Origin of the sequence: Rapidithrix thailandica (assembly GCF_039710355.1) — a bacterium.
GTDB lineage: Bacteria > Bacteroidota > Bacteroidia > Cytophagales > Flammeovirgaceae > Rapidithrix > Rapidithrix thailandica.
Window position 1 is genome coordinate 38,445 of record NZ_JBDKWZ010000005.1, and the last position, 15,948, is coordinate 54,392.

Annotated in this window: 8 protein-coding genes; 2 read left to right on the forward strand and 6 right to left on the reverse strand. The window is 42.3% G+C overall.

Features of this window, described 5'->3' with window-relative positions:
- Positions 1 to 11: 11 nt before the first annotated feature.
- The 3 genes from AAG747_RS09775 to AAG747_RS09785 all read right to left on the reverse strand — a co-directional run bounded on the left by AAG747_RS09775 (position 12) and on the right by AAG747_RS09785 (position 6,066).
- A complete protein-coding gene (locus AAG747_RS09775; RefSeq protein WP_346820979.1) occupies positions 12 to 3,383 on the reverse strand; it encodes a SusC/RagA family TonB-linked outer membrane protein in 3,372 nt (1,123 codons plus the stop codon).
- A 349-nt stretch (positions 3,384 to 3,732) separates the two neighbouring features.
- Positions 3,733 to 4,359 (reverse strand): LuxR C-terminal-related transcriptional regulator, encoded by a 627-nt coding sequence (locus AAG747_RS09780; RefSeq protein WP_346820980.1) that lies wholly within the window; start codon positions 4,357 to 4,359, stop codon positions 3,733 to 3,735.
- Between the two features lie 201 nt (positions 4,360 to 4,560).
- A complete protein-coding gene (locus tag AAG747_RS09785; protein ID WP_346820981.1) occupies positions 4,561 to 6,066 on the reverse strand; it encodes a PP2C family protein-serine/threonine phosphatase in 1,506 nt (501 codons plus the stop codon).
- Positions 6,067 to 6,424: 358 nt separating this feature from the next.
- Between AAG747_RS09785 and AAG747_RS09790 the strand changes: the two genes are divergently transcribed.
- Positions 6,425 to 11,035: a lamin tail domain-containing protein gene (locus AAG747_RS09790; protein WP_346820982.1), complete on the forward strand. Its 4,611-nt coding sequence runs from the start codon at positions 6,425 to 6,427 to the stop codon at positions 11,033 to 11,035.
- 83 nt (positions 11,036 to 11,118) lie between these two features.
- Here AAG747_RS09790 and AAG747_RS09795 read toward each other — a convergent pair whose 3' ends face one another.
- Together AAG747_RS09795 and AAG747_RS09800 are read right to left on the reverse strand one after the other, a co-directional pair.
- Positions 11,119 to 12,621: an acyl-CoA synthetase gene (locus AAG747_RS09795; protein WP_346820983.1), complete on the reverse strand. Its 1,503-nt coding sequence runs from the start codon at positions 12,619 to 12,621 to the stop codon at positions 11,119 to 11,121.
- Between the two features lie 395 nt (positions 12,622 to 13,016).
- A complete protein-coding gene (locus AAG747_RS09800; RefSeq protein ID WP_346820984.1) occupies positions 13,017 to 13,535 on the reverse strand; it encodes a hypothetical protein in 519 nt (172 codons plus the stop codon).
- A gap of 323 nt (positions 13,536 to 13,858) precedes the next feature.
- On the opposite strand from AAG747_RS09800, the gene hemA reads away from it, so the two are divergent.
- Positions 13,859 to 15,133 carry a glutamyl-tRNA reductase gene (gene hemA / locus AAG747_RS09805; protein WP_346820985.1) on the forward strand — a complete coding sequence of 425 codons (1,275 nt, stop codon included), beginning with the start codon at positions 13,859 to 13,861 and terminating at the stop codon, positions 15,131 to 15,133.
- Between the two features lie 76 nt (positions 15,134 to 15,209).
- Here the strand turns inward: hemA and ybiA are convergent, their stop codons facing one another.
- Positions 15,210 to 15,761 (reverse strand): riboflavin biosynthesis intermediates N-glycosidase, encoded by a 552-nt coding sequence (gene ybiA, locus AAG747_RS09810; protein WP_346820986.1) that lies wholly within the window; start codon positions 15,759 to 15,761, stop codon positions 15,210 to 15,212.
- Between the last annotated feature and the right edge of the window lie 187 nt (positions 15,762 to 15,948).

Here is a 15,948-nt window from a genome sequence, read left to right on the forward strand (position 1 = left end):
TTTTGATTCAACTAATAAGTTACCCGTAGTGTGAAGATATAGGAGCGGGTATTGGGATTATTGAAGTAATCCAATCCAAATCCATTGTTTCCGGCCCCATTCAAGTTGGTGTCAGGGTCTACGCCTGTATAATCTGTCCACAGTTTTAAGTTGCGTCCTGTGAAAGAGAAGTTGATATTTTGGAGTTTGAGTACATCTTTTACCCAAGGCGTATTGAAATTATAGGAAACAGTCACCTCTCGGAGTCGTGTCCACTCAGCATCTTCAACAAACTGCTCGTCAGGTCCTGTGAACCCACTACCCGGACCTACTGTATACCAGATTTCGTCTAAGAATACATTGCCGGCACCAAAATCTCTGATCGAACCACGTACCACATATGTCCCGTCACCTTGTTGTGCATAGGGATAGACTTCCGCTACCGTAGAGCCGTCCCAGACTAACAAGTCATTGGCCTGGGCTTCAGTGAGGATGGTTTCTTCGGCGGTATAGGCCGCACGACCGAAGAAGGCTAAAGCTCCTTTGGTTCCGTTCCACATCTTGTTGCCAAAACTTCCGTCAAATAGGATATTGACGGTTAGGTTTTTATAGGTAAAGGTATTGCCAAAGCCCAAGCGGAAATCGGGGTTGGGGTCGCCAATTACTCCGGCTTCTTCACCTAGTTGAGGAAAGCCATTCTCATCTAAATCCAGGCTACCATCATCGTTACGGGTCCATCTGGCTCCCCAAAGGACTCCGAGTTGTTCGCCGACTACCCCTCTGGAGCTGGTTCCGGAAAATCCGCTAATCAAAACCGAATTGGTTCCTGACATTCGCAGTACTTCATTTCTATTATGAGAGTAGTTGATATTGGTTACCCAGGAGAAATCGGGGTTTTTCAGGATGGTTCCGCTTAAATCCAGTTCTATTCCCTTGTTTTCGATATCAGCGGCATTGGTCGTTTGTTTGATGAAACCGCTGGATTCGGGCACATCCACTTGAATGATCAAATCGTTGGTTTCATTTTCATAATAGGTAACCCCTAAAGTAAGCCGGTCATTAATGAACCTCAAATCTGCCCCTACTTCAAACTCGATTTTGGTTTCAGGTTTGATATCCGGGTTTCCCGCTACATTGCTAATGGCAAAACCACCTCCGTAAGCATCCGGGTTTACCCCTGGTCCCCAACCTTCTCCAAAGCCACCGTCAGTATTATTATCGGGGTTAATAAAGGTCGTTTTGAGCAAATAAGGATCAGGCCCTCTACCAACTTTACCATATCCGGCCCGTAATTTACCAAAGGTCAGGATAGAGTTTTGGGGGAGTATTTTAGTGAATTGCCAGGCGATATCTCCGGCAGGGTAGAAGAACGTATTGTCGCTCACCGGCAAGGAGGAAAGTGCGTCTACCCGGCCCGACAAGTTAACAAACACTTGATCGTACAATTCAACGCCAGCAGTGGCATAATACCCTATGGTACGGATCACTTCTTCATAATTAAATAAAAACCGGTTGCCTCCTGTACCATTGCTGAGTTGTGGAGGGGACAAAGGGTTGGTAAACTGTCGGGTTGTGGCACCGTGGTCGTCCAACTTTTGCTCATTGAGCCCTAACCCAACTAAGAAATTAGTATTAATATAATCATTAAGTTTAAAGTTGGCTCGGGCAATTAAATCGAGGTTCAGTTGACTACGGGTAATGGTTTCCTTGGTAAAGCGTCCACCACTATTTTCACCGGCAGAGAGGATCGGGTAAAAGTCTTCTCTTTCATCAGTATAAAAGTCCAGACCTCCCCGGGCCGTAATATTTAACCAGGAAAGGGGATCAAAACCTAATTCCAGTTTACCGATAAAGCGGTTGACTACGGCCTTACTGGTGATATTGCGCATCATCCAAAGGGGGTTGTCATATCCGGAACTGGTATTGGCACCCAAATAATTACGATAGGCTCTTTGTCTCTCGGGGAATTCAAAGCCTGAGGGGTCAATATAAGTACCTTCATAGTCTTCACTGAAAAAGTCGGCAGGAGTTCGCAAGCCCCCCAAGAACAAGCCACTGAGGTTGGAACCCATCTGCACCCGGTTGGAGGTGGTACGGGTGTATCCGGCTGAGGTTTTAACCGTAAAGAGTTTTCCTAGGTATCGGTTAGCATTAATCCGTCCTGTAGTACGTTGGTAGGTACTGTTTTCTTTGATAATCCCATCTTGATCTAAGTGGGAAAGACTCAGATATACATCTCCTTTATCACCCGAAGTACCCAAGCTGATGGAGTTAGTCCATGTCACGCCTGTTTCGAAAAGATAGTCAAAGGGGTTAAATACGGCCCGGGAGTTTTTGCCTCCGCTTAAGTCGTTCTCTGTTCCAGGGGCTATGGCATAATACGTTTTACCGGTATTTCCTATAAACATACCTGCATATCCCGGTGCATTTTCATCCGTAATAAAGGTATCGTCCCCACCAGGGCGGTTGGCAATTCTATCTCCAAAAGATAAGACATTGGTCGGGCTGTAAATCATTCCCGAACCTTGACCGTAGCGCTCGTTGAGCGGGATTTCCTGATTTACCTCATCAAAACTCACGCTGGAATTGAAGTTAATGGTCACTCTATCTTTGGAAGAAGAACCTTTTTTGGTGGTGATGACCAAAACACCGTTGGCCGCCCGGGATCCCCAAACGGCTGCGGCAGAAGCGCCTTTCAACACTTCAATGGAAGCTATATCATCCGGGTTCAAGTCATTTAACCGGTTTTGTTGAGTCACTCCTCCTCCACTCCCTATACTCCCACTGGATCCTTCGTCTTGTCCGCCAAATCCTTCTCCATAATAGGAATCGTTAAATATCGGTACCCCATCGATGACGATCAACGGCTGGATATTTTGGGTGATGGAAGTAGCTCCCCGGATTTGTATCCTGGAACCGGCCCCAGGGTCTCCACTGCTTTGTACGATGTTAACACCGGGAGATTTTCCCTGCATACTGTTGATCAGATTGGGCTCGCCCGAACGGGCCAGGGCATCTCCTTGTACCGTATGTGTGGCGTTACCCAGCTTGTCTTTGCTGGCTTCAAACCCTAACGCAGTTACGACCACCTCACTGAGGGTTTTGGTATCCGATTCCATTACGATATTAATGGATGTACGATTCCCTATACTCACTTCCTGGCTGAGGTATCCTACATAACTGTACACCAATATATCAGCCCCTTCCGGCACCGAAATGCTGTAGTTCCCATTAATGTCGGTAACGGCTCCTTCGTTAGTTCCTTTCACTAAAATAGAGACACCAGGCAGGGGGCCTTCTTCTTCCCCGCTAACTTGCCCGGTAATAGTGCGTTCTTGCGCAATTACTTGAGTACAGAAAAATACAACTATTGCGACTGCATGGATAAGTAATTTTACTGTCATAAGTGTTTATTTTACTATAAAATGATAGTGGTTGGGTAGTCAGGATTAAAGGAGTAATCAGGATGTAAAAAGTAATGGTAGGCTGTGTTATACAAAGCTAGAAATATGCGTAGCAAAGAAAATCACCCCGCTGGGAGGATTTTGTTAAGTATAAATAATTGATTTTTAGAAAAATATAATCCTGCTTATAATGCAATTTTTTTACAGGTAAGAATAAAGGCAACCCATCAAATTCACTTATAGGTAATTCGATGGGGGGAAGATAGTGGATGAAATCTTTTGGCAGAATATTGTGTATTGGATAGCTCCTAAAGTGGGAGGTGTTTTGTGTAGGAAAAAGATTGCCTGTTTAAATATATTTTTCTTTTAAGGCGATGGCAATGGCTTCTGCTTTAGACTTCACTTGCAGTTTATGGTAAATATGTTTGATATGGGTTTTGATGGTCTCTTTGGTAATAAACAACGTGTCGGCAATCATGGCATAACTTTGCCCGATTGCCAATAAGGACAATACCTCCGTTTCTCTTTCGGTAAGGGGAGAATTGGTGTTTTTTTGAAAGGAACTCACCAGCATTTTTGCAATGCTTGGGCTCATAGGGGCCCCTCCTTCGGAAATAAGCTCTAAGGCATCCAAAAGTTCTGTGTAATGATGGTTCTTTAAAATATACCCCGAAGCACCAAAATGGAAGGCCTGAAAAACCGTGTCTTTATCATCCAAAGCAGACAAGACCAGGATCTTAATTTGTGAATATTTTTTATGAATTTCTTTTATTCCCTGTAAGCTTTCCAAAGAATCTTGCAAAGAGTAAATCAGGATATCCGGTAGGTTTTTATGCAGTGTCTTAAGGGCCGTATGATGATGAGGATAAACGTTAAGTATTTGAAAATGACTGAATTGATTGAGTAGTAATTTTAAGGCGTCTATAATTTGTTCATCCTCTTCAATAATTACTATTTCACTATGCCTGGCATCCATGATTTTTGAGTAATTGACGTTAAAAGAGGTATATAAGTTACTAAAAAATATGAATTGAATCACCCTCGCGGGGGGACTTTCATTCAAGATAAAAGAATAGTCCAAAATTCTCTTGGAGAGATTGGGAAATTTGATCGGTTTGAAGCAACCAACCTCCATAGCATAAGGGAGGTTGGTTTTTGGGAGCAAGTACTTGATTTTTTACAATCGTATCCCCATTACCAGAACATCGTCCATTTGTGGATGTTCCCCTTTCCAATGGGTAAACTTTTCATCCAATGCATGTTTTACTTTGTCCATGGGTTGTTGATGCAATTCTGCTAAAGTCGATTTTAAATTTTTAACCATAAACTTTTTCCCTTGTGGTCCTCCGAATTGGTCTTGATACCCATCGGAAAAGAGGTGAATCGAATCGTTACTCTGGAAGTGCACTTGGTGGTTGGTAAACTTAATTTCTTTTTTTCTTTTCTGATATTGAGTTCCTCCTACAGGAAGTTTGTTTCCTTTCAGTTCCAAGAGCTCCCCGTTATGCAAAAAGACCAATGGGCGGTGTGCCCCGGCAAATTCCAAGACCTGGGTGTCATAGTCAATTTTGACCAATGCGATATCCATTCCATCATTACTCATGGTAGAGGCCTCGTTTTGTTTTAAGGTTTCAACCACTTTCCGGTGTAACTCTTCCAGAATAAGCCCCGGTTCGGAGATTTTTTTGTGTTGAATAATGTCATTCAAAAGAAAATAACCGATAATCGACAAGAGAGCCCCCGGTACTCCGTGGCCTGTGCAATCCACAGCTGCCGCATATACCTGATTTTTATCCGGTACTTTATAGAGCCAGGGAAAATCCCCACTGACCGTATCTTTCCCTTTGAATAACATATAGGCCTCCGGGAGTTGGGTTTGTATGGTCTGTTCGTCAGGCATTAAAGCGTCCTGAATGCGTTTGGCATATTGAATACTGTCCGAAATATTTTTGTTTTTTTGTTCGATAAGCTTGTAAGAGCGAAGCAATGCTTCTTTATCTTGTTGTTCATTCTTGGTGATTTTGTTGAGGTAGAATACCAGTATCGAACCAACTAAAAGTAAAAATACCAGGGAGAAACTGATCTCTTTGATTAATTTCTGATTGGCTGATTGAATGAACTCATCAAACTTTTGATCGACCTGAACCACGGCCACTACTTTGCCTTCGGAAGTACGGATAGGAGCAAAAGCAGATAACCACGTACCGTTTTCGCTTTCGTATTTATCCAGTGTTCCTCCTTGGGAAAACAAAGAGTCTAACAGAGGAGGGAAATGCTCATAGCTGTGCCTGAAATAAGGCGCTTCCGAAGAGGTAAGAATAAATTCGAAATGCTTTCCATCTTCTGATCGGATCAAGGTGTAAATAGGGCTGTGTAATTCGTTGACCTCTGCAATGTTTTTTAACCTTTGATGGAGTTGGTCATAAAGAGGATCCTGCCGGTTGCTACGAAGAGCATCTTTGGTGGAATACTGTTGGGTTAATTGTTGGTGTAAGTCCCCGTCAATCATCAAAGCGGAGGTATTGGCCAGGCTTTGAAGCTGTTTCAAACCTTCCTTTTCGGCCATGCCATGAAAGAGAAAGTAAGATGAAAGGATAAAATAACCGCTGATACTTAACAGGGCCAGTAGTGCAATAAAAATAATCTTAGCACCTAGGGTTTTAGATTTTACAAATTCTCCCATTGTAAGGTTATTTGGTTTTTGAGAAAGATCGTATAGATGAAAACCGTTTCGCCTATCCTGGTTTTGGGGCAACATTTCAACGAAAGTTTTTTAAAAGTTTTGAAATCCCAAAGGATATTTTAAGAAATACCCCCTGAGGTTTCAAAATAAGTGGCGTTGTAAGATATTAATTAAGGAGCAAGGTATATATCCTTTCACAAGTGAAGTGTCATCTGTTTGACATTTATATAAACTTCCGTAATAAAAAGGTACACATTTGCCTTTCAGCTTTCTAAGAGATAGTTGAATTTTGAAAAGTGGGCTGTAGAAAAGCTTAAACATCTTTGGGGGGAATATGAGTTAAGCCCGTATGAAAAAAATGAGATTCATTACAGGTTTCCTCTTTATTCTTTTGCATTTCAGCACGGTCCTTCATGGACAACTTTTAAAAGACGATTTTAATCAAGCATCACTGGATCCTACTTGGCAGGGGGGGAATACGGTGGACCGCAGCCTCGGCTTTACACTCAATGCATCCGGGCAATTGCAATCAGCTTTGCCTTATGGAGGTACCTCTATCAGAAAAGGGTATTTATCAAAACCAGTGACTATTCCCGATTTGAATTTATCGGTTATGGAATGGCAGATAAAAGTAAAATTGGACTTTACGGTTTCCAGTAGTCTTTATGAGAAAAACCATGCTCGTGTTTATCTGATCAGTAACCAAGCGGACCTGAACGGACCCTTACAAGGGTATTTTCTGAAGGTAGGAGACTGCATTGCCGTATATAAACAGGATGCGGATAAAGAAGAGCTGTTGGCAGAAGGCACCAGCTCAATCGGGACTTCTGAAGTTGCCATTCGTGTCGAGCGAAACAAGGCCGGAACATGGCGAGTATACCTTAATGAACAACTAGAAATCTCCTATACGGACAATAGTTTTTGGGTGAGTATACATATGGGGATCCAAATCCGTTATTCGTCCAATAGTCGCAGAAACAGTTTTTATTTTGATGATTTCATAGTGCTTCGTAAGCCTTATTTGACGGCATTATCAGTGAGTTCTTCCAACACGTTAGCATTACATTTTTCCGAGTGGTTAGAAGAAGCTTCTTCCATTCAAACAGAAAACTTCCGTACTGAACCGGAGAACCCACTGGTACAAGTACTGGTTAAAGGTTCGGAAATACAACTGACCTTTGAAAATTCATTTGAACCCGGTCAAAAAACTACTTTAGAAATCGCCGGGGTTTCGGATAAGGAAGGGAATCATATTTCCCCGGAATGGCCTTTGTACACAGCGTTTACCTATTTTCTTCCCGATATAACACCCCCTCAGTTACTGGGGGTAGAAACCATTGCCACGGACCAACTTGCAGTACATTTTGATGAAGTCCTTTCCGAATCCTCGGCAACTTCCTCTCAACATTACCATATCTATCCCGGTAGTCTCAAGCCGGATCGGGTAGTGCTTTCAGAGAGTGGATCTGAAGTGATTTTGAGTTTTAAAGAAGCCTTTCAAGTGGATAGGGTGTACCAACTGGCTACTTGGCAAATAAGCGATACCTTAGGTAACCAATCGGACGATACCTTGCGATACATATTTACCTTTGAAGACCGTTTTCCTCCCGAAGTGGATTCGGTTGTCGTGGATTCCGAAAATAGTTTGCAAGTAGTATTTTCTGAATGGGTAGCAGAAGGGCCGGCTTCCCAACCGGCATATTATTTATTGGATGGGCAATTTCATCCTGTAAAAGTGATCGGAAATCCGGAAGCTCCTCAAGAAGTCTTTTTGTTTTTTTCAGAGGAAATTCCCCCAAACAAGTCCATTGAACTCCGTATATCATCCATTGAAGACCAAAAGGGAAATATCATGGAAAGTCCGGTTATCCGGCAGGTGGAAAGGGATACGAAGCGACCTCGTTTGGAAGAAATTCATATTGAAAGTAGCAAGCATCTCATATTGTACTTTTCAGAAAATATAGATAAAGTTTCGGCAGAAATCCTCAACCACTATCAGCTTCAACCTTCCGAAAATCATCCTGAGTATGTGAAGAGAGATGCTTTGGATTTTTCAAAAGTGCATTTGTATTTTGAAGATAGTCTGGAATACGAAAAGGATTATTCTTTACGGGTGAGCCAAGTGGAGGACTGCTATGGGAATAACATGTACAACAGTACTAAAACATTTGTCTATGATGTGAAAGCCCCAAATGTAAAGGGCTATGAAAGGCTTGATACACATACCATTCAATTACAGTTTTCTGAAAAAATTACCCTCCGAAGTGCACAGGTAAAAGAGCACTATTATATCAATACGCCTTTTGCTCCTCCGGATTCGCTTCTGCTAAATACAGTGACCCAAAAGGATTTGTTGCTGTATTGGCAAGAGAAGTTTGTGGAGGAAAGTACCTTTCGGCTTTCGTTAACAGCGTTGGAAGACTTATCCGGAAACGTATTGCGGGATACACTTACCTTCCCCTTTTCAACCTCTTCTCTTTCTATTGCTAAGCTGAATGTACTTTCCCCAAAGAAGGTAGAAGTACAGTTTACTGAAGACGTAAATTCAACGAACCTGGAAGCCCGTCAATTTTTGTTAGGGGGAAAGTGGGTGCCGGATTCGGTTCAAGCATATCAGGATACCTTGAGTGATCGACTGCATTTGTTCTTCCATGAAACCTTTCCCGAAAAGGAGCCTTTGTTGTTGGAAGCCTGGCATATGGAGAACATGAATGGGAAACAAACGGAGTACCTGTCCGGTACGCTGATATATCATTCCGGCATCCGTGAGATTTATGTTAAGACCGCATTTCAACTGAATATTCATCTGGAAAAGCTCCCGGAAGGCAAAACGTTAAAACCTTCTTTGTTTGAATTGGGACAGGAAATGATACATCCTGATACGGTATTTTTCAATGCGGATGAACCTTCTCTGCTTCACTTGATTTTTGCAGAAGCATTGATAGCCGATTCAGTGTATTCCTTGCAAATATTGCCGTTTAGCGCAGCCGACTGGACAGTGGTACCCGGCTCAAAACATTTAGTCAGTTTAGACAAACAAGCGCCCCGAATAGCGACTATCGAAGTCCTTTCCTTGCAAGAAATAGAAGTACATTTTAATGAAAGCTTACAAGAAAAATTTGCGAAGGCATTCAATCATTACCAAGTCGGAGGACAATTCCCTGCAGAGGTTGTTTGGCAAGAAGAAACACCTTGGAAAGTCTGTTTAAAGTTTGACAAACCGTGGAAAGAGGGACAAGCTTATATGCTAGAAGTAATGAATCAAAAAGACCTTAGCGGAAATTTATTAGTAGTTGAAGAATTTACCTTCGAAGTGCCGCTTGTGCCGGGGTGGGGAAGCTTGTCTATTACGGAAATTATGGCAGATCCTTTGCCGTCCCAAGGTCTGCCCGGGTTCGAATACCTGGAATTGCGAAATACAACCGGTAACACACTTTCCCTGGAAGAGTACTTCTTGATTTTTGGAGAAAAGGAAATTGCTTTACCTAAGGTGGATTTGCCGGCGGGCGAGGCGGCTATTGTATGTGCACAAGAGTATAGGGAAGATTTTACTCCGTATGGTACCGTGTTGGGCATATCTTTATGGCCAGGTTTGTCTAACTCAGGGCAACAATTAGCCATCAGGAATTGCTATGAGGAGTTGGTATTTGAAGTGGCTTATGAAGCGGCCTGGTACCAAGATTTGGAAAGGAGTGGGGGAGGCTTCTCCTTGGAAATGCGGGATTTGGATTTTCCTTGTGCTTTGCGAAACAACTGGCAAGCATCCCAAGCACCGCTGGGAGGGACTCCCGGACAACATAATTCGCATTTGGTACAACTTTCGGATAAACGGGGCCCACATTTAATCAATGCCATGGCACAGGATTCTTTGAATTTACAATTGCTGTTTGATGAAAAACTTGAGCCTGTTTCAATCGCCTATGCTCAGTTTCAGATTCAACCTGAAATTCATGTGGATTCACTTTCCATGGATGAATTAAACCGGAGCCAAGTGTTCTTGAAACTGCAGTCGCCACTGGCAAAAGGACAAGTATATTCCATCGTAGTAAAAAATGTACGGGACTGTGTGGGAAATACTTTACATGAGGCGGAAAGCCGCTATTTTTCTTTGCCCCAACCTGCCGGTTCTACGGATATACTGCTTTCTGAAATTCTGTTTAATCCTGAGAATGGGGGAGTGGATTTTGTGGAATTAGTGAATGTTTCTGATAAGTACATTGATTTGAAAAACTGGCAATTGGCCAATGGGCATGAGGGGATTATACAAGATGCCAATCCCATTTCCGGAGAAACTAGGGTTCTGGCTCCGGGAAGTTTTTTATTACTTACTTCCGATATGTATCAACTTCAAAACCAATACCCGTCTGCTTCCGATTCTACTTGGTACTCTATGGCCTTACCTGCTTTTTCCGATACGGAAGGAGCGGTTGTGTTACTCAACCCCCACAATCAGATTGTACAATGGTTGGACTATCATGAAAATATGCACCATACATTGTTGGAAGATGTGGAGGGTGTTTCTTTAGAGAGAATTAGTTATCAAGAACCGGAGAATGAGGCACATAACTGGACTTCTGCGTCAGCAAATGTGGGATATGCCAGCCCCGGATATGCCAACTCTCAGTCTTGGGAAAATGAAGGACAAGTAAATTCAACAGACTATTTCCGTTTGTCTCCACAAGTAGTTTCGCCGGATGCGGACGGATATAGGGATTTTGTTAATTTGGAATATCAAATTCCCAGAGCAGGATGGATAGCATCTGTCACTATTTTTGATGCGATGGGTAAAGAGGTTTGTTGTTTGGCAAAAAACGAAACCTTAGGCACTTCCGGGGTATTTCGTTGGGAAGGAGTGGACAGTACAGGGCGTAAAGTTCGCTGGGGGAGCTATCTGGTCTATATAGAGTTGTTTGATTTGTCCGGGCAAGTAAAGAAATGGATGAAGGAAGTAGTGGTGTACGGAAATTAAAAGATGGTTCGCATACTCCTTACGGTAACACAGAGGATTTTACCTGTATTTTCGAAGAACAAGTAAAATCCTCCGGGAAGGGGCTAAAATTCCTTTTTTAATTCATTCTTGGTAACCTTTCCCATGGCATTGCGGGGAAGTGCTTCCACAAGTTTGACTTTTGATGGGATTTTGTAAGAAGGTAAGTGAGTTTCTGCCCATTCTTTAAATTGTGCCAAAGCAAAGGCTTCACCGGTATCCCAGATCAGGGCTGCAGCTACACATTCACCCCATTTTTCATCCGCTATTCCTACCACGGCACATTCTTTGACCTGAGGATGTTGACGCAGCACTTCTTCAATTTCCAGTGCAGATATTTTATATCCTCCTGATTTAATGATGTCTACGGAGTTTCTTCCCAAAATTTTATAACTACCTTGTTCTACTAAGGCAATATCTCCGGTTTTGAACCAACCGTCATCGGTAAAGGCCTCTTGAGTAGCTTCGGGTTTTTGCCAATATTCTTGGAATATACAAGGGCTTTTGACTTGAATTTCCCCGGGTTCCTTTTCCTGGCAAAGATTGCCGTTTTCATTGACCAAACGTACTTCAACCTTGGGCAATGCCTGGCCTACATGTCCGGGTCTTCTTTCCCCTTCATAGGGGTTGGATAAGGCCATTCCAATTTCTGTCATACCATAGCGCTCTAACAGGGTATGTCCGGAAATTTCCCGCCATTGTTCCAATATGTTTACAGGCAAAGCTGCCGATCCGGAAACCATCAAACGAAATCCTTGTAAACAGTCAGACCATAATTGCTGTTTTTCCGCATCGGCATGATGATAACGTTGTAAAAGTTGATAATAAACCGTAGGCACAGCCATAAATACATTGATTCGGCCTTCGGAAAACTTGTCCCATACTTTGGTGGGGGAGAATTCACCGGCAAATTCACAAGTGGCTCCATTCCATAATGCACATAGTAAAATATTGACAATGCCATGTACATGATGCAAAGGCAGTACATTGAGGATATGATCATTGGGTTGCCATTGCCAAGCTTCGGACAAACTTAACAGTTGGGCTTCCAGGTTATCGTGTGTACTTACCACCCCTTTGGGCAACTGGGTGGTACCACTGGTGTAAATAATCATCGCTTTGCGATGGCTAGGTATACTGGGTAGCGGACTGGTAGGATCCTGATCCATATCCTGTAGCTCCTCCAACGTGTAAAACTCCACAGAACATTGTTGTAAAAGAGGTTGAACTTTGGCCTTATATGCTTCACTGACAATCAATATTTCCGCCTGGCTGTCTTGTAAAACATGTTCTAAAGCCGGCAGGGGGTGGGAGGGGCATAGAGGAACCGCAATTCCACCGGCTTGCCAAATGCCCCATTGTGTCGCTGTATAATCATAACCGGGGGCGATCATAAAAGCAATTCTGATTTCTTGTAAATCTTCATTGCCTTTCAATACACAACGGGCGATATGTCTGGAACGAAGCAATAATTGTTCGTATGTGTAATATTGATGCTCATCGATGATGGCGACTTTGGATGCATACGCTTCCGCGCGGTTGAATAAAGAAAGTTGACCTAAGGACATACTTGTGTTATTTGAAAATAAGAGACCGTAATAACAAAAAAATAGAGGTGAATAGTGCTGCTTATATAATGAATATACTGGCTGATCAAGACACTATCCTATGAAAAAGCCTTGAATAAGGATAACTTTATGTAGGGATCAGAATGAAAAGCAAATACATAAATTGTAGATTTTAATACTGTATATAACAGGTTTGTCAACTATCCAAAGATATCAAATAATATAGTGATTTTTGAGGAATGGTCATAGAGTTTGCATTGACCTGTTTTGATTGTTCAGTGAATTTGGGAAACTGCATAAGCAGGTATCCGGAATGCAAAGCAAAAGCCTCCGGTTTTTTAAAGGAGTGACTGTTGACCGGTCTGTCTGTTATTGCTCTGTATAATAAAAAGGCCCTACTTCATATCTTTGAGAATCTTTTGGGCACTGGCTTTGACAGCCGTATTTCCGGAGTGCGATTGGAATTCTATTTCCAATACGACTTCTTTTTGCAAGAAAAGATCATTTTGGGCGAGTTGTGCCAAAGCCTCCATACAATGTAGCATCACATTTTTGCTTTTCATTTCCGTGCGGAGCCAGTACAAAAGTATATCAATGGTATAAGACCGCTCATTGCGGGACATTTTCAAGCGGGGAAGCGTTTGCGCAAGGTTCCACTTTACCTCATGCTGTTTGATTTTGGGTAAATGTTTTAACAGCAGTTTTTTGTGGGGGCGCAATAAATCCGGATGTTTTTGAGAAATTTTTTCTACAGCAGTGGCCGCTCTCTTTCTGATTACCGGATCCGGTGTAAAAATACCATCAAAAACCTCGTCAAACTTATCCTGGTTTTCTCCAATTTCTTCAATTACTTCGGGTACTTTGCCAAGGCTTTTCAGATCTCCTCCTTGTAATTTTTCCAATAGTTCAGGCAAAACGTCTCCTATTTAAAAATTTAACTTTTTACGGTTTTAAGTTAGCACAAAATCAATTAGTTACAAAACTAATTGATCTTTTTAAAAAATCATATATCTTTTCCTAACGATCTTGTCGTGTAAGTGCATAAAGAATATAAGAAAAGTGCTATAATTCAAAGCATATACCAAGAATATTAGCAAAAACATGATAAAAGTCATTGAAGCTTACCAACTCTCCTACTAGATTCGTTCTAAATTTAAATTTCTTTCCGACTGCTTTTTTAATAAGTACCTTTTATACTTTATTTTTGTCAAAGTTTTACACAAAGCTATTAGCCGTAATGCAGGGTCAATTTAAAGCAATATCCGTATCGTACAAAACAACCCCTATTCACATCCGGGAACATTTATCTTTGTCGCAAGAGGAATGTGAGCGCTTGTTGGAAAAGTTAAAAGACGTACTAAACCTGAATGAGGCCTTAATCCTTTCTACTTGTAACCGCACTGAGATATACTATTCTTCCGAGGAAGACCATTCCGATTGGTTGATCAAACTCTTGGGAATTGAAAAAAAGATGGGTGATGTCGCTGATTTGGAAAAGTATTTTATCCGGATCAAGGAGCACGAAATGGCAATCCGGCATCTCTTCCGGGTGGCAATGGGGCTGGAATCCCAAGTAGTGGGCGATCTGCAAATTTCCAATCAGGTGAAAAAAGCGTACCAGTGGTCGGCAGATGCTGAGATGGCCGGTCCTTTTTTACACCGTTTGATGCATACGATTTTCTTTACCAATAAGCGTGTGGTACAGGAAACTCCCTTCCGGGACGGGGCGGCATCCACGTCTTATGCCGGTGTAGAGTTGTTACAGGAGTTGACGACCGATGTAAAGGAGCCGAAAGTGTTAGTGGTTGGACTGGGAGAAATCGGGACGGACGTTGTGAGGAACTTGGCGGATAGTACCTTAGGCCAAGTCAAAATTACCAACCGCACCTTGAGTAAAGCTCAGGCGCTAGCAGCAACCTGTGGCTTTGAAGCAGTCCCTTTTGAAAAGGTTTGGGAAGAAGCCCGGGAAGCGCATGTGATTATCAGTTCCATTTCCAAATCCACTCCGTTTTTTACGAAGTCGAAGGTGGAAGAGGTCAGCAGTCTGGCTTTCAAATGTTTTATAGATTTGTCGGTTCCCCGCAGTGTGGAAAAAGAAGTGGAAGACGTACCGGGGGTGTTGGTGTACAACATCGACAATATTCAAAACAGGGCCAGTCAGGCACTTAAGCGGCGAATGCAGTCAGTGCCTCAAGTAGAACAGATTGTAGAGGAAGCGATTGCTGAGTTTAGAGAATGGACCCGGGAAATGGTATTTAGCCCTACCATTCAAAAGTTAAAAGGAGCATTGGAGGATATCCGTCAGGAAGAATTGAAGAAGGCCATGAAACAAATGGACGATGCACAATTCAAAAAAGTGGATAAACTCACCCGGAACATGATGAATAAGATTCTTCGCATTCCGGTATTGCAGTTAAAAGCCGCGTGTAAAAGAGATGAAGCAGAAACCCTGGTAGATGTACTCAATGACTTGTTTAACCTGGAAAATCAGGAAAATAAAGTGACGAAATAAATTTACATGTATACCATGTATAATAAAAAAACCTGCCGTTTCAAGCAGGTTTTTTTATAAGGTATACTTTCAGGGGCTAATGAGTGGAGCCCGATAACATTTCTCGTACTTCCATCAAGGCAAAACCCAGTAGGTTTAACCCTTTCCATTGCTCGGGGTTTTCAACACCTTTGTCTCTTTTGGCCATTCCGATTCCCCAAATCCTGTCTACCGGACTGGCTTCTACCAATACCCGGCCTACAGTACCTAGCAAGAATGTTTTAAGGGTGGGGTGTTGTGAGAATTTATGAAAATTGCCCTCTTTTACAATGTCATATCTTTGGGCTTCCCAAAGATGTTGGTCGAAATTCTTTACTTTTCTTCCTAACTTTTTTGCCTCAGCAGGGCCGGAAGCCCGAATGATTTTTTCCAGTATTTCCATATCCTTAAACAAACGGGCCTTTTCCGCCATCATCCAATGTTCGGCTGTGGGGTAGCTGATTCCCTCTACTATAAATGAAGCTTGCCACCATTGACTTAAGCAGCTGGCACTGATGCTCCCGTCTTGGGCTGGTTGATGTCCCCAGAAAAACAGGTATTTGATTGTTTTTTGTTGTTGATTAATTAACCAGTGGATGTCGTATTTCATAAGTTTTCTATGGGTTATGTGTGATTTGTCCGTCAAACCCTATTGAAAAGGATTTGCGAGTTTCAAACCGGTATAGTAGTTCTTTATCCAAAGGATGGAAAAAATCCTTTCTGACCAACGTAGTATATAAATTATTTTCTTTTAAAAGGGAAGTTTGGAAAATCAAAGTCGTCAAACTAGGTGAAAA